Here is a 26,967-nt window from a genome sequence, read left to right as displayed (position 1 = left end):
CGACATGCGTACGCCTGCAAGCATCAAACTCGTCGCTGGCCTCGGCCCCAAGGGCTGGCTGGCGGTGGCGATCACCGCGCTGGTGGCCTGGGTGCTGGTGCCCCTGGCCCACCTGATGCTGCCCGAGAGCCATCCGCTGCACGTCTCCACCTTCGCCATCACCCTGATCGGCAAGATCCTGTGCTACGCCGTGGTGGCGGTGGCGATGGATCTGATCTGGGGCTACGGCGGCATCCTGAGTCTTGGCCACGGGCTGTTCTTCGCGCTCGGCGGCTACAGCTTCGGCATGTACCTGATGCGCCAGATCGGCCGCGAAGGCAGCTACCAGAGCGACCTGCCGGACTTCATGGTGTTCCTCGACTGGAAGGAGCTGCCCTGGTACTGGACGGGCTCCGACCACTTCCTGTGGGCGATCTTCCTGGCGGTGGCGGTGCCCGGCGTGATCGCCTGGATCTTCGGCTACTTCGCCTTCCGCTCGCGGATCAAGGGCGTGTATTTCTCGATCATCACCCAGGCCCTCACCTACGCCGCGATGCTGTTCTTCTTCCGCAACGAGACCGGCTTTGGCGGCAACAACGGCTTCACCGACTTCAAACGCATCCTGGGCTATTCGATCACCGCCCCCGAGACGCGGCTGGTGCTGTTCGGCCTGTCGGTGGCGCTCTTGCTGGGCACGCTGATCCTCGGTCGGGTGCTGATCGCCTCCAAGTTCGGCAAGGTGCTCACCGCCATCCGCGACGCCGAGAGCCGGGTGATGTTCATCGGCTACAACCCGCTGCACTACAAGCTGTTCATCTGGACCGTCTCGGCCATGCTGTGCGGCCTGGCCGGGGCGCTCTACGTGCCCCAGGTGGGCATCATCAACCCGTCGGAGATGTCCGTCGCCAACTCCATCGAGATCGCCATCTGGGTGGCGGTGGGTGGGCGCGGCACGCTGATCGGGCCGGTGTTCGGCGCGGCCATCGTCAATCTGTCGAAGAGCTGGTTCACCACCAGCTTCCCGGAATACTGGCTGTTCTTCCTGGGCCTGCTGTTCATCCTCGTCACCCTCTACCTGCCCCAGGGCGTGGTGGGCCTGTGGGCCAAGCTGACCCGCCGCGAGGCGAAGGCCGCCGCAGCCCAGGCCAAGGCCGAAACCCCCGCCGCGCCTGCTGCCCGTAACAGCGAATCCAACGCAGCCGAGCTGCCCGCCGGTGCCGCCAAAGGAGCTTCCGCATGAGAGTCGAATCCTCCATCTCCCGCAACGCCCCCGCCGACGGTCAGCAGGAACACTGGGACGGCGAGGCCAGCACCGGCCACGTCCTCAAGCCCGGCGAGCTGGATCTGTCGCACAACGTCATCCTGTATCTGGACGACATCACCGTGAGCTTCGACGGCTTCCGCGCCCTCAACGCGCTGTCGCTGCAGATCGACGCCGGCGAGCTGCGCTGCATCATCGGCCCCAACGGCGCCGGCAAGACCACGATGATGGACGTCATCACCGGCAAGACCCGGCCCGACAGCGGCAAGGCCTTCTTCGGCCAGACGATAGACCTGACCCGGATGACCGAGCCGCAGATCGCCCACGCCGGCATCGGCCGCAAGTTCCAGAAGCCGACGATCTTCGAGCACCACACGGTGTTCGAAAACCTCGAGCTGGCCCTGAAGACCGACAAGCGCGTCAAGAAGAGCCTCTTCGCCCGCCTGTTTGGCGACGACCTGGACAAGATCGCCGACACCCTCCGGCAGATCCGCCTGGCCGATCAGGCCGACCGGCCCGCCGGGCTGCTCTCCCACGGCCAGAAGCAGTGGCTGGAGATTGGCATGCTGCTGGTGCAGGACCCCAAGCTGCTGCTTCTGGACGAACCTGTGGCCGGCATGACCGACGACGAGACAGAGCGCACCGCCGAGCTGTTCGTCAGCCTCAAGGGCAAGCACTCGCTGATGGTCGTCGAGCACGACATGGCCTTCGTCGAGGCCCTGGGCGGCAAGGTCACGGTGCTGTGCGAAGGCTCGGTGCTCGCCGAAGGCGACCTCGCCACCGTTCAGGCCGACCCGCGGGTGATCGACGTGTATCTGGGGCGGTAATGGGGAATAGGTAGTGGGTAATGGGAAATGGGGCGTGCAGTGCCTGCCCCAGCCTGATTGCCCCACCGAGCGTCCAGCAAACACCGCCCACTCCCCACTTTCTACTTCCCACTTCCGGCCTTCCCCTGGAGACCCCCATGCTCACTGTCACCAACCTCAACCAGTACTACGGCGGTTCCCACATCCTGCGCGACCTCAGCTTCGAGGTGCCGATGGGCAAGGTGACCACGCTGCTCGGGCGCAACGGCGTGGGCAAGACGACCCTGCTCAAGACGCTGATGGGCCTTGTGCCCGCCGCCACCGGCAACATCCAGCTTGGCGGCCAGGACATCACCAAAGCCGCCAGCTACAACCGCGTGCGCGCCGGCATCGGCTACGTGCCCCAGGGGCGCGAGATCTTCCCGCGTCTCACGGTGGAGGAGAACCTCCAGATGGGCCTCGCCACCCGCCCGGCCAGCAGCCAGGTGCCCGTCCGCATCTTCGAGATGTTCCCGGTGCTCAAGCAGATGATGAAGCGCCGCGGCGGCGACCTTTCCGGTGGCCAGCAGCAACAGCTCGCCATTGGCCGCGCGCTTGCCCCGGGGCCCAAGCTGCTGATCCTCGACGAGCCCACCGAAGGCATCCAGCCGTCCATCATCAAGGACATCGAGCGCGCCATCCGCGCCCTCGCCGAAACCGGCGAGATGGCCATCCTGCTGGTGGAGCAGTACTACGACTTCGCCCGGTCCCTCGCCGACCACTACCTGCTGATGGAGCGCGGCGAGATCATCAGCCGCGGCACCGGCGCCGACATGGACGCCAACCGGGTGCGGGAGATGCTGTCGGTGTGATGGACGGGGCTGCGTTACTTGCCGCCTCGGATGATGTAGCGTTCGCTTGTCTGCCGTGCGGCGTTCAGGAAGAAGCGTTTGTCGTCATCTCCAAAGGTGGCGAGCTGGTGGAGTACGGAGTGGGTGCCGTCCTTGAAGTGGACGGTGAATCGGAACACGAAGGGTGCGAGCCCCTTTTGCTGGAGCCAGCCATTCTGCTTGCCCATCGGATCGCCATTGTTCCAGCTATTGATCCACATGCCGTCACGTAGACTGGGCGCGCTGTCGTCCACGAGTATTGCGGCAGGATCGGTCGGAAAGACGTTCTCGACAGTGATGCGGGTAATCTCATCCCTGGTCTTGGCCTGCAGGCTGAATGACCACAGCAGGGACGGGGTGTCACCGATTTCATCGGGAGGTGCGATGAGGATTGCGGCTCCGGTAATCTTGATGCGGGCGTCTTCGGCGGGCTTTGGGCCGCGCGGGCCGGCCTTGACCTTGACCGTCTCGCCGCCCGCGATCTTCATGGGGATCTCGCGAACGTCGGTTGTCTGGCAGGCGGTCAGCATGGATGAGGCAAGGAGTGCAGCTACAAGATGATAGTGGATGTTTTTCATGGTATGTAAACATATACACGTAAAATTTTTTGTCATTATATCCAAATGGGCTTGATTGGAAAGTGCCTTGGCATGTCCGGGTGGCGTCTCGTCTCCTGCCGTTTGCCGGCATGGGTCTTGCTCGCTGGTGTGCCATGCTGGAGATGATTTCTTCCCCTGCTGGGGTGCGGTCCGGAGAGACCGCTGATTTGCCAGATACTTACGCCCGAAATTGGTGCGCGCGCCTGGAGCTCGGCTTTCAGGCTCGTGGCGCTGATTGCACCGTATTGGTGCATCGCCTCCACCAAGGCCCGCTGCGCGTGCAGAAGGCCCTCTACCCGGAAGGCCCGGAGGTGTGCCACGCGCTGGTGCTGCACCCGCCCGCCGGCATCGCCGGGGGCGACGAGCTCACGCTCGCAATCGACGTGGGTGAGGGCGCCCGGGCGTTGGTCACCACGCCCGGGGCCGGCAAGTGGTATCGCAGCCGCCAGCCCGACGGCACCCAGCTCGCCCGCCAGACGCTGGATTTCAGCGTCGGCGCAGGTGGGATGCTCGAATGGCTGCCCCAGGAGGCGATCGTCTTCGACCGGGTGCGCGGGCGGGCCGACACCACCGTGCGCCTGGCCGGCAACGCCGTGTTCATGGGGCTCGATCTGTTGTGCCTGGGGCGTACCGCCTCGGGCGAACGCTTTACCGCCGGCAGCCTTGCCATCGCCTCGCGCATCGAGCGCGACGGGCGGCTGCTGTGGCACGAACAAGGCCGCATCGAAGGGGGCTCGCGCCTGCTGGATTCGCCGGTGGGCCTGCGCGGTCAGCCGGTCACCGGCACGCTGCTGGTGGCGGCCGAAGGCATTGACACCGCGCTCCTCGAAGCCTGCCGCGCCGTGCAGCCGGCGGTGGGCGAGGGCGGCGTGACGCGCCTGCCCGGTCTGCTGGTGGCCCGCTATCTCGGCCCCGCCGCCGAGCCCGCCCGGGCGTGGTTCGTCGCCCTGTGGTCGGTGCTGCGCCCGGCGCTGGCAGGCCGCGATGCGGCCGTTCCCCGAATATGGGCGACTTAGGAAGTAGGGAGTGGGTAATGGGAAGTGGGTCGTGGGTATTGGGGAGTGGGTAACAGGAAATGGGGGTGCGGTGCTTCACCACGCTCTTTTGCCTCACCAACCTCCCAAAATCCTGCCCATCACCCAACCGACCAAGCCCGGTTCACTTACCAACTCCATAGCACCTACGGCCCACTACCCACTACCCACTACCCATTACCTACTCCCCGTACGGAACCATCATGGAACTGACCCCCCGCGAGAAAGACAAGCTCCTGATCTTTACCGCCGGCCTGCTGGCCGAGCGGCGCAAGGCCCGGGGGCTCAAGCTCAACTACCCGGAGGCGGTGGCCTACATCAGCGCCGCCATCCTCGAGGGCGCCCGCGACGGCCGCACCGTGGCCGAGCTGATGAACTATGGCACCACGCTGCTCACCCGCGCCGACGTGATGGACGGCGTGGCCGAGATGATCCCCGAGATCCAGGTGGAAGCCACCTTCCCGGACGGCACCAAGCTGGTCACCGTCCATCAACCGATCGTCTGAGGAGCGACCATGATCCCCGGTGAAATCGATCCGCTGGACGGCGAGCTTGAGCTCAACGTCGGCCGCGCTACCCTGACCCTCGTGGTCGCCAACACCGGCGACCGCCCGATCCAGGTGGGCTCCCACTACCACTTTGCCGAGACCAACGCCGCGCTGTCCTTCGACCGTGCCGCGGCCCGGGGCCATCGCCTCAACATCGCCGCCGGCACCGCCGTGCGCTTCGAGCCCGGCCAGACCCGCACCGTCGAGCTGGTCGCCCTGGCCGGCGATCGCAAGGTGTTCGGCTTCAACGGCCAGGTGATGGGAGCACTCTGAACATGCGTGCTTGCACGGCTTTTGGTGCAATTGCTTCCGGGCAGCACGGGTTTTCCGCAGGTCGGCCTGTAGGTCGGCCTGTAGGTCGGACTTCAGTCCGACACTGCTTGCTCGATCACCCCCGGATTTTCCTGGGCGGTCGCGTCGGACTGAAGTCCGACCTGCAGGCCTGCGGGCTGGAACCCGCGGGTGGCCGACGCAACGCGCTTCCGGCTGCAGCCGGCATTCCCCACGGTTTTCTGGAGTCCTGATATGGCAAAGATTTCGCGCCGCGCCTACGCGGAAATGTTCGGCCCCACCGTGGGCGACCGGGTGCGCCTCGCCGACACCGAGCTGTGGATCGAGGTGGAGAAGGACTTCACCCTCTACGGTGAAGAGGTCAAGTTTGGCGGCGGCAAGGTGATCCGCGACGGCATGGGCCAGGGCCAGCGCCTGGCCGCCGAGGTGGCGGATACCGTCATCACCAACGCCCTGATCCTTGACCACTGGGGCATCGTCAAGGCCGACATCGGCCTCAAGCACGGGCGCATCAGCGCCATCGGCAAGGCCGGCAACCCGGACATCCAGCCCGGCGTCACCATCGCCATCGGCGCCGCCACCGAGGTGATCGCCGGCGAGGGGATGATCGTCACCGCCGGCGGCATCGACACCCACATCCACTTCATCTGCCCCCAGCAGATCGAAGAGGCGCTGATGAGCGGCGTCACCACCATGATCGGCGGCGGCACCGGCCCGGCCACCGGCACCTACGCCACCACCTGCACGCCGGGGCCGTGGCACATCGCCCGAATGCTGCAGGCGGCCGACGCCTTCCCGATGAACCTGGGCTTCCTGGGCAAGGGCAACGCCAGCCTGCCGGGGCCGCTCGCCGAGCAGGTCGAGGCCGGCGTGATCGGCCTCAAGCTCCACGAAGACTGGGGCACCACGCCCGCCGCCATCGACGCCTGCCTGAGTGTGGCCGAGGAGATGGACGTGCAGGTGGCGATCCACTCCGACACCCTCAACGAATCGGGTTTTGTCGAGACGACCGCCGCCGCCTTCAAGGGCCGCACCATCCACACCTTCCATACCGAAGGCGCGGGTGGCGGCCACGCGCCGGACATCGTCAAGCTGGCGGGCCTGCCCAACGTGCTGCCCAGCTCCACCAACCCGACCCGGCCCTACACCATCAACACCATCGACGAGCACCTGGACATGCTGATGGTGTGCCACCACCTCGACCCCGCCATCGCCGAGGACGTGGCCTTCGCCGAATCCCGCATCCGCCGCGAGACCATCGCCGCGGAAGACATCCTCCACGACATCGGCGCGCTGTCGATGTTCTCGTCCGATTCCCAGGCCATGGGCCGGGTGGGCGAGGTGGTCATCCGCACCTGGCAGACGGCCCACAAGATGAAGGTGCAGCGCGGCGCGCTGGGCAGCGACACCGCCCGCAGCGACAACTTCCGCGCCAAACGCTACATCGCCAAATACACCATCAACCCGGCCATCGCCCACGGCATCAGCCATGTGGTCGGCTCGGTCGAGGTGGGCAAGCTGGCCGATCTGGTGATCTGGAAACCGGCCTTCTTCGGCGTCAAGCCGAGCCTGATCCTGAAGGGCGGGATGATCGCCGCCGCCGCGATGGGCGACGCCAATGCCTCCATCCCCACGCCCCAGCCGGTGCATTACAAGCCCATGTTCGGCGCCTTCGCCGGCGGGCTGAAGACCTCGCTGACCTTCGTGTCCCAGGCGTCGCTGGCCAGTGGCGCGCTGGACGGCCTCGGCCTCGTCAAGCCGCTGGAAGCCGTGCGCGGCATCCGCAGCGTCACCAAGGCCTCGATGATCCACAACGACTGGCAGGGCGAGATCAGCGTCGACCCCGAAACCTACGAGGTCCGCGCCGACGGCCAGCTCCTCACCTGCGAACCCGCCAGCGTGCTGCCGATGGCGCAGCGGTATTTCCTTTTTTGAGCAAGTGATGCCCTGTAGGTCGGCCTGTAGGTCGGACTTCAGTCCGACAAACCATCCCCGGTGTCGGACTGAAGTCCGACCTACAGGTCCGACCGATAAGTCTGAGCTAGATGAGATTGTCTGACCGATGCTGCTGATCGAAACCCTCTACACAGGCGACGCCGCCCCGACCGCGCGCCTCACCCTCAACTTCGACGCCCGTACCAAGAGCCGGCTGCGCACCCAGCTGGCCGATGGCGAGGAGGTCGGCCTGTTCCTGCCCCGGGGCACCATCCTGCGCGGTGGTGACCGCCTGCTGGCGGCCGACGGGCGGATCGTCGAGGTGGTCGCGGCGCCCGAAGACCTGATCGAAGCCCGCTGCGCCGACGCCTTCGCGCTGGCCCGCGCCGCCTATCACCTGGGCAACCGCCACGTGGCGGTGCAGGTGGGTGCAGGCTGGCTGCGCATTCAGGCCGACCACGTGCTGGAAACCATGCTCACCGGCCTCGGCGCCGAGGTTGCCAGCCTCACCGCCCCCTTCGAGCCCGAAGCCGGCGCCTACGCCCACGGCCATCACCACGCCGAGCGCGGGGCGACCGAAGCAAAGATCCACCAGTACAAGTGACGGGCGCCGGCATGAGCCTCGCCCTGGTCCGCCTCCTGCAGCTCACCAGCCCCACCTTGCCGGTGGGCGCCTACACCTATTCCCAGGGGCTGGAGTTCGCCATCGATTCCGGTCTCGTCAAGACCGAAGCCCAGGTGGGCGAGTGGATCGACGACGCCCTCGCCGGCGCGGTGGGCGGCTTCGAGCTGCCGCTGCTGGCGCGCTTGATGGAAGCCTGGGCGGCTGGCGACGACGCCCGGGTGGCCGAGCTCAACGCCCTGTGCCTCGCCAGCCGCGAGACCGCCGAGCTGCGCGCCGAGACTGTCCAGATGGGCTACTCGCTGGTCCGCCTGCTGGTGGATCTGCCGGCCTTCGCGGGCCTGCCCGGCTGGGCGGCGCGGCTGCGGGCGTTGGAAGACCCGGCCTTTCCGGTGGCCTGGGCGGCGGCGGCGGTGGCCTGGCAGGTCGAGCCCGGGCCGGCGATCAGCGGCTACGCCTGGGCGTGGATCGAGAACATGGTGATGGCCGCGGTCAAGGCCGTGCCCCTCGGGCAGGCCGCCGGCCAGCGCCTGCTGTCCGATCTGGCCGCCCGGGTGCCGGACCGCGTGGCTGCCGCGCTGGTGCTGGCGCCAGAAGACTGGTCCAATTTCCAGCCCGGCCTCGCCATCGCCAGCAGCCGCCACGAAACCCAGTATTCGCGACTCTTCCGATCCTGAGATGCCCCCATCGACCAAGAAATCGCCCAGAACCTCCCGAAAGGCGTCCGCCGACGTGCCGCGCCTCGCCATCGCCTGCCAGGGCGGCGGCGCCCACACGGCCTTCACCGCCGGCGCGCTGGCCTACCTGTTCCTCTCCTTCGAGCACTTCCGGCGCATCGGTGAGGAAGGCCGGTGGTTCGACCTGCTGGGCCTCTCGGGTACCTCTGGCGGGGCGATCACTGCGGCGATGGCGTGGAGCGATCCAGGCGACGACAGCTGGGCCGAAGGCGCTCGCCGGGTGCTGCGCTACTGGAACCGCAACAAGGCCAGCCTCAGCATTCAGGACAAACTGCCGATCTGGTGGGGCGAGTACTTCACCAACGCCGCCACCCAGTGGGCGATGGGCCTGCAGCGCTGGCTGCCGTCAGTGAGTACGCCTCCGTCGCCCTTTGCGTCGTCGCTGGTGCAGAGCCGGATGAAGGACGACATGCGCGCCGTGGTGGGCTTGCCCGATCAGGCCGATCGCTTCTTTGGCCGCAAGGGCATCGATCTCTTCGTGGGCGCGGTGGATGTCGTCAATCCGGGCGGTGAGCCCCAGACGGCTTTCCGCACCTTTCCCGACCAGCCCGAGCTGGGCCTGCGCCTCGACGAGCTGCTGGCCAGCGCCTGCATTCCCGAACTCTTCATCGCCACCCCGCTGACCCTCGAGGAAGATCAGGGCAGCGATCTTGGGCCGCGCGTCTTCTGGGACGGCCTGTATTCCCAGAACCCGCCGATCAACGATTTCTTCGACGGCCGCAGCCGCGACTGCAAGCCCGACCTGCTGTGGGTGGTGCAGATCAACCCCAACACCTACGATGGCGGCACTGCCGGCCCGCTGACCCCGGACGAGCAGGCCGACCGGCGCAACGAGCTGGCCGGCAACCTTTCGCTGGGGCAGGAGCTCCGGGCCATCGACCGGGTGAACCGCATCGCCGAACAGCTCGGCAGCGTGCGCCGGCTGCCGGAAGGGCTTGCCGCCTACAAGCCGGTGACGGTGTGCTTCATCCGCCTTGCGACCCGCGAGGACGGCCCGCTGGCGCGCTTTCCGCTCGACTACGCCTCCAAGCTCAACCGCGATCCGGCCTTCATCGATGCGCTCATCGCGGAAGGCATCCGCGCCGCCCACGAGGCCGCCGCCGCCGGCGAACTTGTGGCGCCACACCGCAGCATGAAGCACAAGTGCGAGATCTACCCCGACCCGGACTGGCCCACGCCGGCCAGCCTTGCCGAACTGCTCGACGATGCCGGACTGGCCAGCCAGTGGCGCCGGCTGGTGAGCACCCTGCCCGAACCCTCAATCCCATCCAGATCCACCCAAGACCAGACCAAGGAAGCTCCATGAAAGGCCAACCCCTGCGCGTCGGCATCGGCGGCCCCGTCGGTTCCGGCAAGACTGCCCTGACCCTCGCCCTGTGCCGCGCCCTGCGTGAAAAATACGACCTCGCCGTGGTCACCAACGACATCTACACCGCCGAGGACGCCCAGTTTCTGGTGCGCAACGAGGCCCTGGCCCCCGAGCGCATCATCGGCGTCGAAACCGGCGGCTGCCCCCACACCGCGATCCGCGAGGACGCGTCGATCAACCTGGAGGCCGTCGATCGCCTGATCCGCCTGTTCCCCAATGTCGAGCTGATCTTCGTCGAATCCGGCGGCGACAACCTGGCGGCCACCTTCTCGCCGGAGCTGTCGGACCTCACCCTCTACGTGATCGACGTCTCCGCCGGCGACAAGATCCCGCGCAAGGGCGGGCCGGGCATCACCAAGAGCGACCTGCTGGTCATCAACAAGATCGACCTCGCGCCGATGGTCGGCGCCTCGCTGGAAGTGATGGACCGGGACGCGAAGAAGATGCGCGGCGAGCGGCCCTTCATCTTCAGCAACCTCAAGACCGGCCAGGGCCTCGCCGAGATCATCGCCTTCATCGAAAAGCAGGGCCTGCTGGCGGCGGGCTGAACGCGCGCGGCGTCAAAAACGTCGCGCTTTTTGCGGTATGCTGCCGGGGCGCCTCATGCCGGCAGCGTTCCGGCCCGGGAGTGCGATGCGTCTCAGACCACCAACATGCATAAGGGAACAGCAATGAGCGAACAGAACAACAATTTCGAAGAGTTCTACGGCTACAAGTTCGAGGAACTGTCCGTCGGCCAGAGCGCCGTCTATGCCCGCACCGTGACCGAAGCCGACATCCTGATGTTTGCCGGCGTCTCCGGTGACTACAACCCGGTGCACATCAACGAAGAACTGGCTGCCTCCACCATGTTCGGTGGCCGCATCGCCCACGGCATGCTGTCGGCCGGCTTCATCTCCACCGTGCTCGGCACCAAGCTGCCCGGCCCTGGCGCGATCTACCTGGCCCAGACCCTGAAGTTCAAGGCCCCGGTGAAGATCGGCGACACCGTCGTGACCCGCTGCACCATCAAGGAACTCGTGCCCGAGAAGCGCAAGGTCAAGTTCGACACCATCTGCACCGTCCGCGGCAAGCCCGTGGTCGAAGGCGAAGCCGACATCATGGTGCCGGCCCGCTGAGCATCAGTTTGCGGCAGGGCGCTTGAGCGCTCTGCCGGACGGTTCTGCAAGAAACGCCCCGCCTGTCTGCGGGGCGTTTTCTTTGGTGCTTTCGGGGCCAAGGCTGCTGTCGAGGAAGCGGACGACATCGGCCAGTACCCGGTCGAGATCCTGACAGTCGTCGTGACCGCCCGTCAGGATGCGCAGCTCGACGCCGTCGTGGGCACGGTTGGCGTGAATCTCGCGGGCTTCGGCCACCGGCACCGTTGCGTCGTCGCTGCCGTGGGCGATCAGCACCGGACAGCGTATCTGCCGGATGGTGTGGCAGGGGGCGATGTCGTCGAAGCGATGGCCGATCGTGCGCTGCACGTACCACAGGATCAGTTGCCCGAAGGGCCAGCGGGGAATGCCCTTGCTGTCGAGCCAGCGCTCCATCATCCGCGCCGGGTGGGCAAATGCCGCGAGGCTCACGATGGCCGAAAGCGCGGGGCGGCGTGCCGCGACGAGCAGGGCTGCCGCCGCGCCGACCGAGTGACCGATGGCGGCCAGGCGCCGGGCGTCCACCTCCGGTTGCCGGGCCAGCCAGTCGAGGGCGTGCTCCAGGTCTTCGGCAAAGCGCGGCAGGGAGGCGAAATCGTCGTCGTCGCTGCTGCCGTGACAGCGCGCGTCGAAGAGCAGCACGCCATGCCCGGCCAGATGCAGTGGGGCGGCGAGCGGCAGCATGGTCTCCGCGTTGCCGCCCCAGCCGTGCAGTACGGCGACCGCTGACGCGGGCGTGGCGCCGCGAGGGGGCATGTACCAGGCGTGGAGCGTCCTGCCCCGCACGGTTGGAATCCGGATGGTCTGCCATGGCAGATCCGTCGGCTGTCCCGATTCCCGCAGCCGGGGTGCGGCGAGCCCGCGGCGGATCAGCATCGGGAACAGGAAGACGGCGAGCGCTCCCAACGTGACGAGGAGCAGGGCGAAGGGCATTGGACGCAGGGCGGTTCGATGTAAATCAGCGGTGGCTAATGTACGGGCTTTCGACGCGAGCGCCTAGCGCGACGCATCCGCTGGTCGCACAGGGCGAGGGCTTCAGCGTCGCGTCGCGGCGGCGCGCTTGCGGTACAGCATGATCGGCGCGCAGCGGTTTTCGTCGTGGTAGATGCCCACGCAGTCGAGGCACTGGAAGCAGCGGTCGTAGCGGATGGCGCCGGATTTCTCGATGGCGTCATAGGTGCAGCGGTGGCGGCAGGTCTGGCAGGGCTGGCCGCATTCGGTGCGGCGGGGCAACCAGTCGAGGATGCGCAGCTTGCCGCCGAGGGTCATCGCCGCCCCCAGCGGGCACAGGTAGCGGCAGAAGAACTTGTAATACACGCCGCCCAGCACCAGCAGCAGCACCGCCCAGGCCACGAAGGGCCAGCTCCGGTCGAAACCCACGGTGATGGCGGTCTTGAAGGGTTCGATCTCGACGCCTTTCTCGGCCAGCTGCGGGGCAAAGGCCGCGGCGGCCACCAGGGCGGCGAGCACGGCGTAGCGGCTCTTCTCGAGCGCATCGCCCAGCCGCGGCGGAAGCCGGTGCTCGGGCAGGCGCAGCAGGCGGGCGAGGTGGGCGGCGAACTCCTGCAGCGCGCCAAAGGGGCACAGCCAGCCGCAGAAGGTGCCCCGGCCCCACACCACGAAGCTCACCAGCGTGAAGGCGATGAGGAGCAGGCTCACCGGGTCGTACAGGAAGCTCTTGAGCCCGGCACCGGCGGCCAGCGACTTGACCGCGCCGGTGATCTGCACGATCGACAGCTGCCCCTGGGCGTACCAGCCCAGATAGCCGAGGGTGAAGGCCAGAAAGCCCAGCCGGAACACCCGCAGGCGCGATGCCGACACCGACATCCAGCGCGGCCGGGCGAGCACCACCGACAGGACGAGCAGCGCCGCGCCGATCACCGCGAGCTCGGTGGCGCGATCCTTCCAGGCGATCAGCCAGTCGGGCAGCGGGGCGGGCGGACGATGGAACAGCCCGGCCGGCGGCTGGTAATCCAGGACGGCGCTGCGCTGGGTGATGATCGGCAGCATCGAGCCCTTGGCGCGGGTCAGGGTCAGCTCGAAGCGCACCGGGCTGGCCGGGTCGACGCCCGACATGGGCGGCACCCGCAGCACCAGCGCGGCGTTGAGGGGCGGGGCGCCGGCGGGAGGGGCGGGGGCGATGTCCAGGTCGCGCAGCTCCACCGGACCGCCGTCCTGGCTGAAAGCGAGGCGCGGCGGCACGGTGCCGCGGGTGAAGGCGTCGTCGACAAAGGCGTCGCGGCCGCCGGTGGCCACCCACCAGGCGTGCTGGCCGGGCTCGAGACGGCGCATCAGGTCGGCGTGGCCGGCGTCGCCGAGGATCGCCCGGCCGATGGTGGGCGCGTTGAGGTAGGCCACGTAGAGGTCGACGAAGGTGGCGTCGGGCCGGGCCAGGGCGTCCGCGTCGACGCCAGCCCCTTCGCTGCCGGCGAAGCGCTGCTCCACGTCGCCGTTGGTCAGGTGCAGCCGCCCGATGGCGCCGCCCTCCACCAGCTGAGCGAAGCTGCGTTGCTCGAAGACGTCCGGCCGCACCTCGGCGGGTTGCGCCTTGTTGGCCGGGGCGGCAAAGCCCAGCCGGGCGCGGGCTACCGCCAGGGCCGAGGTGAGCACGCTCTGATTGACGATGCGCACCGAGGCGGTGGCCTTGCTCACCCCGTCCAGCACCACCCGGTTGCCGCCCGCGCCGGCGCGGGTGTTGCCGTAGAGGCTGGAGACGGTGATCTCCTGCTTGAGGCTCTTGCCTTCGTACTGGCGCAGGAAGTCCTTCAGCGGTTCTTCGCCGAGGCCCGAGAGGAAGACCGGCTCGTGCTGGCGCAGCAGTTCGACGCCCAGGAAGTTGCCGCGCCGGTCGATGGTGACCAGCAGGTTGAGGGGCGTGCCCTCGAAGCCCGGAATGGGCGCGAGGTCGATGGATTCAAAGGCGTAGGCGACCGGGCCGGCTTCGGGCTCCAGTTCGCTGGTGATGGGCCAGGCGGGGATGTCCCGGAGCTTGTCGCCCACATGGAGGGGCGGTTGGACGCGCCGGGCCATGTCGGCCTGGGAGAGATCGCCCGCCCGCGTGGGCAGGCCCAGGCAGGCCAGGGAGAGGAGGACGAGACACTGGAGGGCGCCGATGGCGGCCCGGTGCAGGAGACTTCGGGCGGAGACCATCGGCGCGGGCGCTGCTTACTTGGCTTCGAGCTGCTGCTTGAGGGCGTCGAGGCCGCTGGTGTAGATGCCGCGCACGGCGTTCTTGGCGGTGGCGGTGTCTGCGCCCTTGGCCTTGAAGGTGGACGACCATTCGACGCGGCTGCCGCCCTTGGCCGACTTGACCTTGAGAGTGGACACGTAGCCGCTCACCGGCAGCGGCGAGTCGATGATGCGGTACTTGAGCATCCGCTCGGAATCGCGATGGTTGAGCAGCTCTTCGACCAGCTTGGCGCCGTCCTTGGTGGTGACGGTGCGCACGGCGCCGCGCTTGTCCTTTTCGCCCTTGTCGAGGGTGGTGGTGGCGACGGCCGGGTGCCAGGCGAGGCTGCCGAAGTCACGCACGGTGTCCCAGACCTTGGCGGGCGGAACGGCGATGTCCATATGCTCCTGGACCTTGAGCGTGTTGCCCGCGGCAGCCGGCAGGGCGGCGCTGAGGGCGAGGATGGCGACGAAGAGGGATGCCTTGTTTTTCATGTTGTCTCCGGGGGGTGGGGGTGCTGCGTGGTCAGACCTCGATCAGCCCGGCGCGGACGGCGGCCATCGCCAGTTCGGCCATGTTCTGGATGCCGAGCTTCTGCTTGATGCGGTAAAGGTGGGTGCCGACGGTGTTGGGGCTGAGGTGGAAGGTGTCGGCCACCTCTGCCACCGAGTGGCCCTGGGCAAGCTGCAGGAAGACGTGGAATTCCTTGTCGGTGAGAGCTTCGGCCGGGTGCTCCGGGCGGTCGGCGCGGCGCAGCACGGCGGCGATCTCCGGGTCGATGTAGGTCTGGCCGGCGGCCACCAGGCACACCGCGCGGAGGAGCTCGTCGGGTGCGCTGCGCTTGCACAGGTAGCCGGCGGCGCCGGCCTTGAGGGTGCGTTCGGCGGTGAGGGCGTCGGCGTGGGCCGAGGCGATCAGCACCCGGGCGGCGGGCTCGCGGGCGAGGATGCGCTCCAGCGCCGACAGGCCGCCGCAGCCGGGCATCGACAGGTCCATCACCAGCACGTCCGGGGTGTGCTCGGCGAACAGGCGCTGGGCGGCTTCGCCGCTGTCGGCCTCAGCCAGCACCCGGGCGCCGACGCCTTCGAGGAGCAGTCGGAAGCCCATCCGCACGATGGCGTGGTCGTCGGCGAGCACGAGGGTCAGGTGATCGAGTTTCATGACAGGGCGGGCTCCGGGGCGAGTCGGGTCGTGGCGTCGGCGGCAGCGGCCACCGGGGGCAGGGGCAGGCGGGCGCGGATGCGGGTGCCGCCGCCGTGGGGGCTGGCGATGTCGAGCTGGCCGTCCACCGCGGCGACCCGCTCGCGCATGCCGGTGAGGCCGAAGCCGGCCTGACCCGTGGCGGGCTCGATGCCGCGGCCGTCGTCAGACACCTCGACCACCAGGCCGGATTCCTCACGCAGCAGGCGCACCCGGACGCGGCGGGCCTGGGCGTGGCGGACGATGTTGGTGCACGACTCCTGCACCACCCGGAGGGCGGTGAGGGTGATGTCGTCGGGCAGCGGATAGGGGCCGGCGAAGAGCTCGGACGACAGCTCGATGTCCGGGTGGCGGCTCTGCCATGCGGCGAGGTAGCTGCCCACGGCGTCGGCCAGGGTTTCCTCGTTGCTGCCGGCGGTGGGCGGGCGCAGGCGGGTGAGCAGGGCGCGCACGTCGTCGTGCATCCGCGAGGCCACGTCGCGGATCACTTCGGCGCTCTTGCTCACGGCGGGGTTGTCGGTGCAGCGCTGGACGATGGCGCCGGCCAGGGCGGCGACGGCGGTGATGCTCTGGCCCAACTCGTCGTGGAGCTCGCGGGCGATGGCGCGGCGGTCGGCTTCCAGGCGTTCGGTGATGGCGCGGGCTACCGCCTGCTGCTGGGTGAGGCGGACGTTCTCGGAGACCGCGTGGTCGAGCTGGCCGGCCATGCCGTTGAAGGCCTGGGCGAGGCGGGCGAGCTCGGCGGGGCCGGTTTCGGGCAGGCGGGTGTCGAAACGCCCCTGCCCGGCGCGACCGAGGGCAGCCATCACGTTGTCGAGGGGGCGCAGGGCCCGGTCAAGGGCCAGCCAGCAGCCGGCGAAGAGCCCGGCCAGCGCCAGCAGGGCACGGCCGGCGGCGGCGGAGAGGTCGTCCCACAGATCCACCAGCGCCCGGGAGGCGTCGGGCTGGAGCGACAGGGTGAGCCGGCCGGCGGGAAGCTGCAGGGCCGGCATGTCCGGGCCGAGCCAATCGGCAAACCACGCGGGGGCGTCGTGGCCGGCCTTGTAGGCGGAGGGCGGCGAGCGGTACACCACGCTGCCCACCGGGTCGCGGGCTTCGAGGTGGTGGGCGCGGATGCGGCCGACGGCGGTGAGGTGGGCGATGAGGCGCTCCTCGCTCCAGGCCGGGTCGCCTTCGGCGGCGCCCCGGGCGGCGGCGCCCAGCCACTGGGCGGCCACCCGGTTGGCGGCGGTGACTTCCTCGGCGATGGCGATGCGCGCGTCGCGCACCCACATGGCCGCGCCAGCCAGCACCAGGGCGGCCGCCAGGGCGGTGAGCACCAGGCTCAGGCGCAGGCGCAGGGACATGGGGCGGGGGCCACTGCGCGACTGCCAGCCGGTGTCGTCGGGCACGGCCGTGGTGGTGGCGTTGCTCACGATGATTTCTCCAGCTTGTAGTGCACCGGGACGATCACCTGGAACTCGCGGTTCTGCAGGTTCTCGGGCGGGCGGGGAAGCGGGCCGGCAGCGGTGACCAGCTGGACGGCGTTCTGGTCGAGCACGTCGAAGCCGCTGGAGCGGACCACCTGGGTGGACACGATGGTGCCCTTGCGGGCGATGGTGATGCGCACCTGCACCTCGCCCTCCCAGCCGCGCATGGCGGCGATGCGCGGGTAGTTCTGCTGGCGGGCGAACAGGCTGGACAGGTTGCGGCCGTAGCGTTCGAGGAGGGCCGGGTCTACGGGCTCGTCGGCGGCCGGGGCGGCGTGGATGGGGGCAGCCGGCTCGGCGTGAGCGACGGTCGATGCGGCGGGGCGGGCCGGGGCCGCTTCGGCGACCACAGGGGCTGGTGCCGGGGTGGCGACCGGCGCGGGCCGCGGGGTTTCGGTGCGGATCGCCGGAACGTCGGGCGCGGCCGCGCGGGTGATCACCGGTGCCGCACGGGGGGCGGAGATGGGATCCACCTTGGCCGGGCGGGTGATCCGCGGGGCCGGGGGCTCGACGGACTCGACGCGGGCGACGGGTTCGGGCGCCGGGGCCGGCTGGACGACCGGGGCCGGGGCACGGAGCACCACGTTCAGGGTGGGCGGGGTGTCGTCTGCCTTGGGCAGGAGATCGTGCTGCCAGGCGAGCGCCAGCACATGTACGCCGATGGAGGCGGCGATGGCCAGCTTGAGGGGGCGGCTGATCCGCGGCGCGGGCACCTCGGGCCAGGGCATGGCGAAGGTGGGTGCGGCGTTCATCGGGCAGCCTTTCCGTCCCGGGCGAGGGCGCGCTGCTCATAAGCGGGGTAGAGCTGGCCGACCGAGCGGCGGTATTCGGCCTCGGAGACGGCCAGTCGGCGGAACCCGGCGGGCAGCGGCAGGGCCAGCACCTCGGTCATGTCGAGGCCTTCTTCGGCAGACTGGCGCAGGGTCTCATCGAGCCACGCTAGCCAGGCGCGGGTCTGGCGGATCGGGGCGCCGTCGGTACTCACCGGGCCGTGGCCGGGCACGAGGCGGGTGAAGGGCAGGGCTTCGAGTTTGGCGAGGGCGGCGTTCCAGGCGTCGAGGCGGGCGTGGGGCGTGGTGGGTGCGCGGTTGTTGAAGACCAGATCGCCGGCAAACAGCACGCCGGTCTGGCGGTCGAGGATGGCGAGATCGGCCTCGGTGTGGCCATCGAGGGCGAGCAGCTCGAACCGGTGGTCGCCCAGCTGCAGCGGGCCGGCGGCGAGCTGGCGGGCCGGGGCGACGGGCTCGGTGCCGGCCATCCAGTCGCCGGTGAGGCGGTACATGTTCTCGTTGAGGTTGCCGCCTTCGGTGTGAATGCCGTGGATCGTACCGGGCAGCGCGGCCAGGGTTTCCTTAGGGAAAGCCTGGTTGCCGAGGAAGTGATCCGGGTGGTGGTGTGTGTCCACCACCATCACCACCGGCTTGTCGGTGACCCGGGCGATGGCCCGGCGCAGCTGCTCGCCATAGGCCCGGCTGGGGCCGCTGTCGATCACCAGCACGCCGGCCGAGGTGACGACGAAGGCGGTGTTGACGATGTTGCCGCCGTTCTGGGTGCTGAAGTCTTCGCTGCGGCCGGTGAGCACCCAGGTGTCGGGGGCGATCTGCTCGGGGGCGAGGCCGTAGTCCATGTCGGCCGCGGCGAGCAGCAGGGCCCAGCCGAGGGTGAAGATGGCGGTGAGGGTTCGGGCGACGCGCTTCATTTTTCGATCGCTGCCGAGATGGTGTTGCCGTTGTTGTCGCGGCCGCTCACCCGGTAGCCGGCGGCGGCGCGGGCGGCGGGGATGTCTACGGTGAAGACCGGATTTTCGGACAGGGGTTCGAAACCCTCGATGTGCATCAGGGGCTGGCCGGCTTCATCGGTGAGGCGCAGGTCCTGGATGAAGAAGGCCGGCACGCCGGCGGCGAGGCCGGTGTCTTCCGGGTGGATCACCCGCAGGCGGATGCGCTCGCCGCCTTCCTTCCTGGCCCACACCCGGCTGCTCACCTCGCCGAGGCGCTTCTGCCATTCGGGCGAGGCGCTGCCGGCGGAGGGCAGGGTACAGCCGCCACCGGCGGTGTTCACCCAGGTGCCGCCCACGTGCCAGCTGCCGTCGCCGGTGCGCACCGCAGCGCGGACGGGGGACGATTGCTGGAGCTTGATCCGGAAGCCGAGCGCGGGATGGGCGCCGGTGGGCTCGAAACGTACTATTTTTACAATGGGGTTGAAGTCGGCGAAGACGACGACCTCACGCACGTCGGACAACTCGCCGGCGTCGACGCTCACGGGCACGTTGAGGGCGTTCTCGGCGGTGAGCGGTGCGGTGACCTTGACCCGGCTGTCGAAGCGGACGCGGGCCTTGGCCGGGAAGAATTCCCTGCGCATGTCGCCCCAGCGGGGCGATTCCAGGGGGTCGGCCTGGGGGGCCGGGCTGGCGGGATGGGCCAGGGTGCAGACGGCGGCGAATGCCCCGGCCGCAAGGGCGTGCAGTAGTTTCAAGCTTGGTCTCCTCGTGGCGGCCTGCTCGTGGGCGGCGCGCTCTATGATGAGATGAACGGCTGCAAGCTTCGTGCCTGAGGTTGTGGCGCGGGCCGGAGGGCCTCAAACGGCGGTGGGGGATGCCGGGCGGGGGCTTCCGCTGCCCGGTGGCCGTGTGCCGGCGTAACGTGTTCCGCGCCGGGCTGTTGCAGTTTGGAGCACTTGGTGAGGAATGAAGCAGCTGTATCGGGCGAATTGCCCATCAGGCCGGGGCTGGTGCAGATCATTAAAAGTTTCGTTGTTGCCAACAGCCCTTTTTATATCGGGAAATTTTCCCGAAATGCAGATTTCCGTGATGCGGCCGCGTTGATGGCACGGCTTTTGCGGATTGACCGTGCTGCGTACTCGGGCGTGGCCGGGAGGTGGCCCGTCCGTCGTGTGCTTCAGCACCTTCTCGAAGGAGACATTCAATGATCCAAAGGAGCAAAAATATGAAAAAGCCGTTTGCGATGTCGATCATCGCTGCAGCGCTGATGGTTGCTGGCGCCGCCCAGGCGAAGGAAGTCACCGACGCCGACATCCTCAACGATGCGAAGACCACCGGCGACGTCGTTCATTTCGGCCTTGGCCAGCAGGGTCAGCGTTTCAGCACGCTGGACAAGATCAACACCAAGACCGTCAAGAACCTGGTTCCGGTCTGGTCGTTCTCCTTTGGCGGCGAGAAGCAGCGCGGCCAGGAATCCCAGCCGCTGGTGCACGACGGCAAGATGTTCGTGACGGCCTCCTACAGCCGCATCTTCGCCCTCGACGCCAAGACCGGCAAGAAGCTGTGGAAGTACGAGCACCGTCTGCCCGAAGGCATCATGCCGTGCTGTGACGTGATCAACCGCGGCGCCGCGCTTTACGACAACCTGGTGATCTTCGCCACCCTCGACGCCCAGCTCGTGGCCCTGAACAAGGACACCGGCAAGGTTGTCTGGAAGGACAAGATCGACGACTACGCTGCCGGCTACTCTGCCACGGCGGCTCCGCTGATCGTCAAGGGCCTGGTCATCACCGGCGTGTCCGGTGGCGAGTTCGGCGTGCAGGGCCGCATGGAAGCCCGCGATGCCAAGACCGGCAAGATGGTCTGGATGCGTCCGACCGTTGAAGGCCACATGGGCTACAAGTGGGTGAATGGCGAGAAGGTCGAGAACGGCATCTCCGGCACCCTCAACGCCACCTGGACCGGCGACCTGTGGAAGACCGGCGGCGCGGCCACCTGGAACGGCGCCACCTACGATCCCGACACCAACCTGGTCTTCGCCGGCACCGGCAACCCGGCTCCGTGGAACAGCCACCTGCGCCCCGGCGACAACCTGTTCTCCTCCGCCACCGTGGCCATCGACCCGGATACCGGCAAGATCGTCTGGCACTACCAGACCACCCCGCACGACGGCTGGGACTTCGACGGTGTGAACGAATTCGTCTCCTTCGACTACAAGGACCCGAAGACCGGCAAGATCATCAAGGCGGGTGGCAAGGCTGACCGTAACGGCTTCTTCTTCGTGCTCGACCGTACCAACGGCAAGCCGCTCAACATCTTCCCCTTCGTCAAGGACATCACCTGGGCCAAGGGCTTCGACATGAACACCGGCCGTCCGATCTACGTGGACGAGAACCGCCCGGGCGATCCGTCCGGCAGCGCCGATGGCAAGAAGGGCAAGAGCGTTACGGCTGCTCCGTCCTTCCTGGGCGGCAAGAACCAGCAGCAGATCGCCTACAACCCGCAGACCGGCCTGTTCTACGTGCCGGCCAACGAGTGGGCGATGGACATCTGGAACGAGCCGGTCTCGTACAAGCGCGGCGCCGCCTACCTGGGTGCGGGCTTCACCATCAAGGCCCTGCACGACGACTACATCGGCGCGCTGCGCGCGGTCGATCCGGTCTCGGGCAAGATCGTCTGGGAAAACAAGAACTTCGCTCCCCTGTGGGGCGGCGTGCTGACCACCGCCGGCAACCTGACCTTCTACGGTACCCCCGAAGGCTACCTGAAGGCGCTGGACGCCAAGACCGGCAAGGAAGTCTGGTCCTTCCAGACCGGCTCCGGCGTGGTGGCTCCCCCGGTCACCTGGATGGAAAACGGCGAGCAGTACGTGGCCGTGGTGTCCGGCTGGGGCGGTGCGGTTCCCCTGTGGGGCGGCGATGTGGCCCGTCGCGTGAACTTCCTGGAACAGGGTGGTTCCGTGTGGGTGTTCAAGCTGCACAACGGCAAGTAATCCCGATTGGGAGTAGGTGGCCCGGAACATCGGGCCGCCTGGTTGCGGAAACGGCACGGATGCGAAAGCGTCCGTGCCGTTTTTTTTGACTGTTGGCGTCAGGCAGGGCGGCGACAGGGGTGTTCAGACGGCGAGGGTCATCAGGCTCGTGTTGCCGCCGGCAGCGGCGGTGTTGATCGACACGGCCCTTTCCACCACCAGCCGGTACAGCGGGTAGCGCCCGTCGGGCCCCGCTTCGACCAGCGGCAGGATGCGTGCCGGGTGGTCGGCCAGCCGGCGGTGCAGGTCGGCGCGGCGCTCGGGGCTGCCGGCATGGAGTACGCCATCCACGGTGAGGATCGCGTCCTCGTCGATCTGCACGACGGCTGCGGCCAGCCCGTCCGGGAGGGCGTCGAGGGCGGCGGCGGCCACGGCGCCGTGCACCACTGCCGGCGTGTTGCCGGTGGCCAGCGCGGCGGCAAGCTGGACGAGCAGGGTGTCCCGGTCGTCGGCCACGCACAGGATCGTGCCGCGGGGCGCAAACCCCAGGGTGTTGCGTTCGCCGGTGGGGCCGGGGAGCGTTGCCCGGCAGGCCAGCGGCGAGGTGGTGGCGAAATCGGCACAGGCTTCGGCCAGGCTGCGCAGACCCTCGTGGTGGGCCCAGGCGCGCAGCGTGTCGAAGCGGGCGAGGCGGCAGTCGTCGACGCCGCTGTCGTCCGGCATGAGCCCGAGGGCGGCCGGCGGCACCGACAGGTCGCCCATCAGCCGCGGCAGGTAGAACGGCCCGCCGGCCTTCGGCCCGGTGCCGGATCTGCCTTCGCCGCCAAAGGGCTGCACGCCCACCACGGCGCCGATCAGGTTGCGGTTGATGTAGAGGTTGCCGGCGCGGATGCGGCGGGTGGCGGTATCGATGCGCTCGTCGATGCGGCTGTGCATGCCGAAGGTGAGGCCGTAGCCGGTGGCGTTGATGGTGTCGATGAGTTCGTCGAGCCGGCCGGCGTGGTAGCGCAGCACATGCAGCACGGGGCCGAAGACCTCCCTTTCCAGTTCGGCGATGCTCTCGATCTCGATGAGCGTGGGCGGCACGAAGCTGCCGGTGGCGCAGGGGTCGGGCAGCGGGCACTGGATCACCCGGTGGCCGATGGTGCGCAGCCGGTCGATGTGGGCGAGGAGCGTCGCGCGGGCGGTGTCGTCGATCACCGGGCCCACGTCGGTGGACAGCCGCGCCGGGTTGCCGATGGAGAGCTCCATCATCGCCCCGGCGAGGAGCTCGATCACCCGGTCGGCGATCTCTTCCTGCAGGCACAGCACGCGCAGGGCCGAGCAGCGCTGGCCGGCGCTGTCGAAGGCGGAGGCGAGGGCGTCCTGCACTACCTGCTCGGGTAGCGCCGAGGCGTCCACGATCATCGCGTTCTGGCCGCCGGTTTCGGCGATCAGGCGAGGGGTCCGGGCCTCAGGCGGGCGCTGGGCGAGCTGACGGTGGATGAGCCCGGCAACTTCGGTCGAGCCGGTGAAGATCACGCCGCGGATGCGCGGATCGGCCACCAGCGCGGCGCCCACCCGTTCGCCCCGGCCGGGCAGCAGCTGCAGGGCCGCCCGGGGGACGCCGGCGGCGTGGAGCAGATGCACCGCCAGCGCGGCGGTGAGGGGCGTCTGCTCGGCGGGCTTGGCGAGCACCGGGCTGCCGGCGGCCAGCGCGGCCACCACCTCGCCGGCGAAGATCGCCAGCGGGAAGTTCCACGGGCTGATGCATACCACCGGCCCGGGCGCGGTGGCGCTGGGGGGCAGGTGTTCGATCTGGGTGGCGTAGTAGCGGCAGAAATCCACCGCCTCGCGCACCTCGGCGATGGCGTTGGCGCGGGTCTTGCCGGCTTCGCGGATGCACAGGCTGATGAACTCGGCGCGGTGGGCCTCGAAGGCGTCGGCGGCGGCGCGCAGCGCGGTGGCCCGGCGGGTTGGCGGCACAGCGTGCCAGTCGTCGGCGAAGGTGTCGGCGGCCTCCACCGCACGGGCCACGTCGGTGAGGGTGGCTTCGAGTACGGTGCCCACGTGGTCTTGCCGGTTGGCGGGGTTGGTCACGGGCAGGTAGGGCGTGCCGGAGGGCGGGTGGCTGGCGAGGAGCGGCTCGGCGTGCCAGGGGCGCGGGGCGAGGAGGGCGAGTTCGGCGTCGAGCCGGTTGATCTCGGCGTCGCTGGCGAGATCGAGCCCGGCGGAGTTGCGCCGGGTGGGCCCGAAGAGATCCCGCGGCAGGGGAATGGCCGGGTGGGGGCGGCCACCGTCGCGGCGCACCGCGTCGAGGGGATCGGTGAGCAGGGCGTCCACCGGCACGGCGTCGTCCACGATGCGATTGACGAAGGAGGTGTTGGCGCCGTTTTCCAGCAGGCGCCGCACCAGATAGGGCAGCAGGCTGGCGTGGTTGCCCACCGGGGCGTAGATGCGGCAGCGCCCGCCGGGCTGGCCCGGGGCGACCACGTTGTCGTAGAGGGGCTCGCCCATGCCGTGCAGGCACTGGAATTCGTACTCGGCCACGCCCCGGTCGGCGGCCATGCGGGTGACGCTGGCGAGGGTGTGGGCGTTGTGGGTGGCGAACTGGGGGTAGATCCGGTCGGCCACCGCCAGCAGGCGGGCGGCACAGGCCAGGTAAGAAAGATCGGTGTGCACCTTGCGGGTGAATACCGGGTAGCCGGCCAGGCCGTCCACCTGGGCGCGCTTGATCTCGCTATCCCAGTAGGCGCCCTTGACCAGCCGGATCATGATGCGCCGGCCGTGCTCGCGCGCCCGGTCGGCCAGATGCTCGATCACGAAGGGGCAGCGCTTCTGGTAGGCCTGGACGACCACCCCGAGGCCCGTCCAGCCGGCCAGATCCGGCTCGGCGAGCAGGCGTTCGACGAGATCGAGGGAGAGTTCGAGCCGGTCGGCCTCCTCGGCGTCGATATTCACCCCGATGTTGTAGCCGCAGGCGAGCTGCATTAGCGCCACGAGGCGCGGGTAGAGCTCGTCCATCACCCGCTGGCGCTGGGCGCGACAGTAGCGGGGGTGGAGCGCCGAGAGCTTGATGGAAATGCCCGGCCCGGCGATCACCCCGCGCCCGGCGCTGGCCTTGCCGATGGCGTGGATGGCGCGCTCGTAGGCGTTGGTGTAAGCCTCGGCATCGGCGCGGGTGGCGGCGGCCTCGCCGAGCATGTCGAAGGAGTGGGTGTAGCCCTGACGGATCTTCTCTTCGCTGCGCTTGAGGGCGGTGGCGATGGTCTCGCCCATCACGAACTGCTGGCCCAGCAGGCCCATCGCAAATTCCACCCCCCGCCGGATCAGCGGCTCGCCGCCCCGGGCGATGAGCGTGGCGAGGCTGCCGCCGAGGGTGTGCTCGTTGTGGGTGGCCACCAGCCGGCCGGTGAGCATCAGCCCCCAGGTGGCGGCATTGACGAACAGGGAGTGGCTGTGGCCCAGGCGGGCGCGCCAGTCGCCCTTGGCGATCTTGTCGCGGATCAGGCGGTCGCGGGTGGCCGTGTCGGGGATGCGCAGCAGGGCCTCGGCCAGGCACATCAGGGTGATGCCTTCCTGGGTCGAGAGCGAGAACTCGTGCATCAGGTTGTCCACCCCGCTGGCCCCTTCGCGCTGCTGGCGCACCGCCACCACCAGCGCCCGGGCGTGCTCGGCGACGGCGGCCCTGTCGAGGGGCACGGCGGCGAGTTCGGCGGCGAGGGCGGCAACCCGGGCCGCTTCGTCGCTGCGGCAGTGGGCGGAGATGGCGGCACGGTGGTCGGCGGCGCGGCGGTCGGGCGGGGCGTTCATGGCGCGGGCTCCTCGAACGACGATGGGGTGTGCTACAGGGGTTCGAGCGCGGCGGCGGGCGGGAGTTTCGCGACGGGCGGATAATGGCGGGCGGATTTTGCATCGTCCGCCCTTTCACCTTCTGCCTGGAGAGCACGCATGAACCGTCTGAACAATAAAGTGGCCCTGGTGACCGGCGCTGCCCGGGGCATCGGCGAGGCCATCGCCCGCGCCTTTGCCGCGGAGGGCGCCCGCTGCTACGTGAGCGACATCGACGACGCCCGCGGCCAGGCGGTGGCCGATTCGATCGGCGGCAACGCCGTCTATCTGCGCCTCGACGTGCGCGAGGAAGCCGACTGGGAGGCGGCGATGGCGCGCATCGTCGCCGAGGCCGGGCAGCTCGACGCGCTGGTGAACAACGCCGGCATCACCGGCTTCGAGACCGGCTCCGGCCCCCAGAGCCCGGAGCACGCCAGCCTTGACGACTGGCGCCGGGTGCATCACACCAACCTGGATGGCACCTTCCTGGGCTGCCGCTTCGCGATCCAGACCATGCGCGCCCGGGGCAACGTGGGCTCGATCATCAACATGTCGTCCCGCTCGGGCGTGGTGGGCGTGCCCGGCGCGTCGGCCTACGCGTCGTCGAAGGCCGGCATCCGCAACCACAGCAAGACGGTGGCGCTGTACTGCGCCGAGCAGGGCCTGCCGATCCGCTGCAACTCGGTGCACCCGGCGGCGATCCTCACCCCCATGTGGGAGCCGATGCTCGGTTCCGGCCCCGGGCGCGAGGCGCGCATGCAGGCCTTCGTGCGCGCCAACCCGGCCCGCCGCTTCGGCCGCCCGGAAGAGGTGGCGGCAGTGTGCGTGCTGCTGGCCTCGGACGAGGCGCCTTATGTGAACGGCTCCGAGCTGACCATCGACGGCGGCATCCTGGCCGGCTCGGCGGTGTCGCCGGGGGCGAGCGACGACTGACCGCCCGGCGTTTGCCCGAGTGCTCGCGCTTGGGGGCCTTTTGCTCCGGGGTGGGAGCAAATTTGTCCCGGTTCGGAGCTTTTTGCTCCCAACCGGGAGCTCATCCGTCCGAATCGGGAGCAAAAAGCTCCGAACCGGGAGCTCTTTCGCCCCGACCGGGAGCAAAACGTTCCCGACTCGGACGAAATCACTCCCGGTCGGGAGCGCATCGCTCCGGGCTGGAAGGAAATTGCTCCCAACCGGGAGCAAAAAAGCGCCAACCCGCGGGAGTGTCGGGAGTGTCAGTAATTTTGTGTTCGAGGCGAATTTCGATTGATCCCGGCCATGGCCGGGATCAATCGGCGGTTCTCATTTTGTGACCGCCGGAATGAAGCGCTCGCCATACAGGATGGCGAACTGGTTCATGGCGCCTTTCCAGCATGTCATCGTTCCCCGCCATCCGTCGGTGATGTTGCGCAGCGCCAGCCAGATCAGCTTGGTGGCCGCTTCATCCGTCGGGAAGTGGCCCC

The 26,967-nt window shown here is 68.8% G+C and carries 25 protein-coding genes and 1 pseudogene; 15 read left to right on the top strand and 11 right to left on the bottom strand.

Going from position 1 to position 26,967, the window contains the following annotated elements:
• The first annotated feature begins 4 nt into the window (after nt 1–4).
• The 3 genes from urtC to urtE all read left to right on the top strand — a co-directional run bounded on the left by urtC (nt 5) and on the right by urtE (nt 2,897).
• The gene (gene urtC, locus GH681_RS04595) at nt 5–1,219 is read left to right on the top strand and encodes an urea ABC transporter permease subunit UrtC (RefSeq protein WP_153160258.1); all 1,215 of its coding nucleotides are present in this window, start codon (nt 5–7) and stop codon (nt 1,217–1,219) included.
• Nucleotides 1,216–2,067, top strand: a complete 852-nt coding sequence (gene urtD / locus GH681_RS04590) for an urea ABC transporter ATP-binding protein UrtD (RefSeq protein ID WP_153160257.1) — start codon at nt 1,216–1,218, stop codon at nt 2,065–2,067. Before urtC ends, urtD begins: the two co-directional genes overlap by 4 nt.
• 137 nt (nt 2,068–2,204) lie before the next feature.
• Nucleotides 2,205–2,897: an urea ABC transporter ATP-binding subunit UrtE gene (gene urtE / locus GH681_RS04585; protein WP_153160256.1), complete on the top strand. Its 693-nt coding sequence runs from the start codon at nt 2,205–2,207 to the stop codon at nt 2,895–2,897.
• A gap of 14 nt (nt 2,898–2,911) precedes the next feature.
• On the opposite strand, the gene GH681_RS04580 is transcribed toward urtE, so the two are convergent.
• Nucleotides 2,912–3,493: a hypothetical protein gene (locus tag GH681_RS04580; protein ID WP_153160255.1), complete on the bottom strand. Its 582-nt coding sequence runs from the start codon at nt 3,491–3,493 to the stop codon at nt 2,912–2,914.
• A gap of 269 nt (nt 3,494–3,762) precedes the next feature.
• On the opposite strand from GH681_RS04580, the gene GH681_RS04575 reads away from it, so the two are divergent.
• The 9 genes from GH681_RS04575 to GH681_RS04535 all read left to right on the top strand — a co-directional run bounded on the left by GH681_RS04575 (nt 3,763) and on the right by GH681_RS04535 (nt 11,168).
• Nucleotides 3,763–4,530, top strand: coding sequence for an urease accessory protein UreD (locus GH681_RS04575; RefSeq protein WP_228111779.1), 768 nt, complete (start codon nt 3,763–3,765; stop codon nt 4,528–4,530).
• A 221-nt stretch (nt 4,531–4,751) separates the two neighbouring features.
• Nucleotides 4,752–5,054: an urease subunit gamma gene (gene ureA, locus GH681_RS04570; RefSeq protein ID WP_153160254.1), complete on the top strand. Its 303-nt coding sequence runs from the start codon at nt 4,752–4,754 to the stop codon at nt 5,052–5,054.
• Between the two features lie 9 nt (nt 5,055–5,063).
• Nucleotides 5,064–5,369 carry an urease subunit beta gene (locus GH681_RS04565; protein WP_153160253.1) on the top strand — a complete coding sequence of 102 codons (306 nt, stop codon included), beginning with the start codon at nt 5,064–5,066 and terminating at the stop codon, nt 5,367–5,369.
• Between the two features lie 252 nt (nt 5,370–5,621).
• Nucleotides 5,622–7,322 (top strand): urease subunit alpha, encoded by a 1,701-nt coding sequence (gene ureC / locus GH681_RS04560; protein WP_153160252.1) that lies wholly within the window; start codon nt 5,622–5,624, stop codon nt 7,320–7,322.
• A gap of 127 nt (nt 7,323–7,449) precedes the next feature.
• Complete coding sequence (gene ureE / locus GH681_RS04555) at nt 7,450–7,926, top strand: urease accessory protein UreE (RefSeq protein WP_153160251.1); 477 nt, start codon at nt 7,450–7,452, stop codon at nt 7,924–7,926.
• A gap of 11 nt (nt 7,927–7,937) precedes the next feature.
• On the top strand, nt 7,938–8,621 hold the full coding sequence (locus GH681_RS04550) for an urease accessory protein UreF (protein ID WP_153160250.1): 684 nt from the start codon (nt 7,938–7,940) through the stop codon (nt 8,619–8,621).
• A 1-nt stretch (nt 8,622) separates the two neighbouring features.
• The gene (locus GH681_RS04545; protein ID WP_153160249.1) at nt 8,623–9,987 is read left to right on the top strand and encodes a patatin-like phospholipase family protein; all 1,365 of its coding nucleotides are present in this window, start codon (nt 8,623–8,625) and stop codon (nt 9,985–9,987) included.
• Nucleotides 9,984–10,598 carry an urease accessory protein UreG gene (ureG, locus tag GH681_RS04540; protein WP_153160248.1) on the top strand — a complete coding sequence of 205 codons (615 nt, stop codon included), beginning with the start codon at nt 9,984–9,986 and terminating at the stop codon, nt 10,596–10,598. Before GH681_RS04545 ends, ureG begins: the two co-directional genes overlap by 4 nt.
• 123 nt (nt 10,599–10,721) lie before the next feature.
• Nucleotides 10,722–11,168: a MaoC family dehydratase gene (locus GH681_RS04535; RefSeq protein ID WP_153160247.1), complete on the top strand. Its 447-nt coding sequence runs from the start codon at nt 10,722–10,724 to the stop codon at nt 11,166–11,168.
• Between the two features lie 3 nt (nt 11,169–11,171).
• On the opposite strand, the gene GH681_RS04530 is transcribed toward GH681_RS04535, so the two are convergent.
• From GH681_RS04530 to GH681_RS04495, 8 genes are all read right to left on the bottom strand, one after another.
• Entirely contained in the window at nt 11,172–11,972 is an 801-nt protein-coding gene (locus GH681_RS04530) for an alpha/beta hydrolase (protein WP_228111778.1), read from the bottom strand.
• A gap of 249 nt (nt 11,973–12,221) precedes the next feature.
• Nucleotides 12,222–14,336 (bottom strand): 4Fe-4S binding protein, encoded by a 2,115-nt coding sequence (locus tag GH681_RS04525; RefSeq protein WP_153160246.1) that lies wholly within the window; start codon nt 14,334–14,336, stop codon nt 12,222–12,224.
• A gap of 15 nt (nt 14,337–14,351) precedes the next feature.
• On the bottom strand, nt 14,352–14,849 hold the full coding sequence (locus GH681_RS04520; protein ID WP_153160245.1) for an SRPBCC family protein: 498 nt from the start codon (nt 14,847–14,849) through the stop codon (nt 14,352–14,354).
• A 31-nt stretch (nt 14,850–14,880) separates the two neighbouring features.
• A complete protein-coding gene (locus GH681_RS04515; protein WP_153160244.1) occupies nt 14,881–15,516 on the bottom strand; it encodes a response regulator transcription factor in 636 nt (211 codons plus the stop codon).
• Nucleotides 15,513–16,970, bottom strand: a complete 1,458-nt coding sequence (locus GH681_RS04510) for an ATP-binding protein (protein ID WP_228111777.1) — start codon at nt 16,968–16,970, stop codon at nt 15,513–15,515. Before GH681_RS04510 ends, GH681_RS04515 begins: the two co-directional genes overlap by 4 nt.
• The gene (locus GH681_RS04505) at nt 16,967–17,776 is read right to left on the bottom strand and encodes an energy transducer TonB (protein WP_153160243.1); all 810 of its coding nucleotides are present in this window, start codon (nt 17,774–17,776) and stop codon (nt 16,967–16,969) included. The genes GH681_RS04510 and GH681_RS04505 overlap by 4 nt, the downstream gene beginning before the upstream one ends.
• Complete coding sequence (locus tag GH681_RS04500) at nt 17,773–18,723, bottom strand: quinoprotein relay system zinc metallohydrolase 1 (protein WP_153160242.1); 951 nt, start codon at nt 18,721–18,723, stop codon at nt 17,773–17,775. Before GH681_RS04500 ends, GH681_RS04505 begins: the two co-directional genes overlap by 4 nt.
• The gene (locus GH681_RS04495; protein WP_228111776.1) at nt 18,720–19,499 is read right to left on the bottom strand and encodes a quinoprotein dehydrogenase-associated SoxYZ-like carrier; all 780 of its coding nucleotides are present in this window, start codon (nt 19,497–19,499) and stop codon (nt 18,720–18,722) included. Before GH681_RS04495 ends, GH681_RS04500 begins: the two co-directional genes overlap by 4 nt.
• 204 nt (nt 19,500–19,703) lie before the next feature.
• On the opposite strand from GH681_RS04495, the gene GH681_RS04490 reads away from it, so the two are divergent.
• The gene (locus GH681_RS04490; RefSeq protein WP_153160241.1) at nt 19,704–19,952 is read left to right on the top strand and encodes a hypothetical protein; all 249 of its coding nucleotides are present in this window, start codon (nt 19,704–19,706) and stop codon (nt 19,950–19,952) included.
• A gap of 17 nt (nt 19,953–19,969) precedes the next feature.
• Nucleotides 19,970–21,736, top strand: coding sequence for a PQQ-dependent methanol/ethanol family dehydrogenase (locus GH681_RS04485; RefSeq protein WP_298625426.1), 1,767 nt, complete (start codon nt 19,970–19,972; stop codon nt 21,734–21,736).
• Nucleotides 21,737–21,859: 123 nt separating this feature from the next.
• Here the strand turns inward: GH681_RS04485 and putA are convergent, their stop codons facing one another.
• Complete coding sequence (gene putA, locus GH681_RS04480; RefSeq protein ID WP_153160239.1) at nt 21,860–25,507, bottom strand: bifunctional proline dehydrogenase/L-glutamate gamma-semialdehyde dehydrogenase PutA; 3,648 nt, start codon at nt 25,505–25,507, stop codon at nt 21,860–21,862.
• A gap of 138 nt (nt 25,508–25,645) precedes the next feature.
• Here putA and GH681_RS04475 point away from each other — a divergent pair, with 138 nt between their 5' ends.
• Nucleotides 25,646–26,458 (top strand): SDR family oxidoreductase, encoded by an 813-nt coding sequence (locus GH681_RS04475; protein ID WP_153160238.1) that lies wholly within the window; start codon nt 25,646–25,648, stop codon nt 26,456–26,458.
• Between the two features lie 348 nt (nt 26,459–26,806).
• Here GH681_RS04475 and GH681_RS04470 read toward each other — a convergent pair.
• A pseudogene (locus GH681_RS04470) lies at nt 26,807–26,967 on the bottom strand (IS256 family transposase); the annotation flags it as partial.

Origin of the sequence: Zoogloea sp. 1C4 (assembly GCF_009469605.1) — a bacterium.
Lineage (GTDB): Bacteria > Pseudomonadota > Gammaproteobacteria > Burkholderiales > Rhodocyclaceae > Zoogloea > Zoogloea oryzae.
Note: the sequence above shows the minus strand (reverse complement) of the source record. Positions and strands in the feature narration are given on the sequence as shown.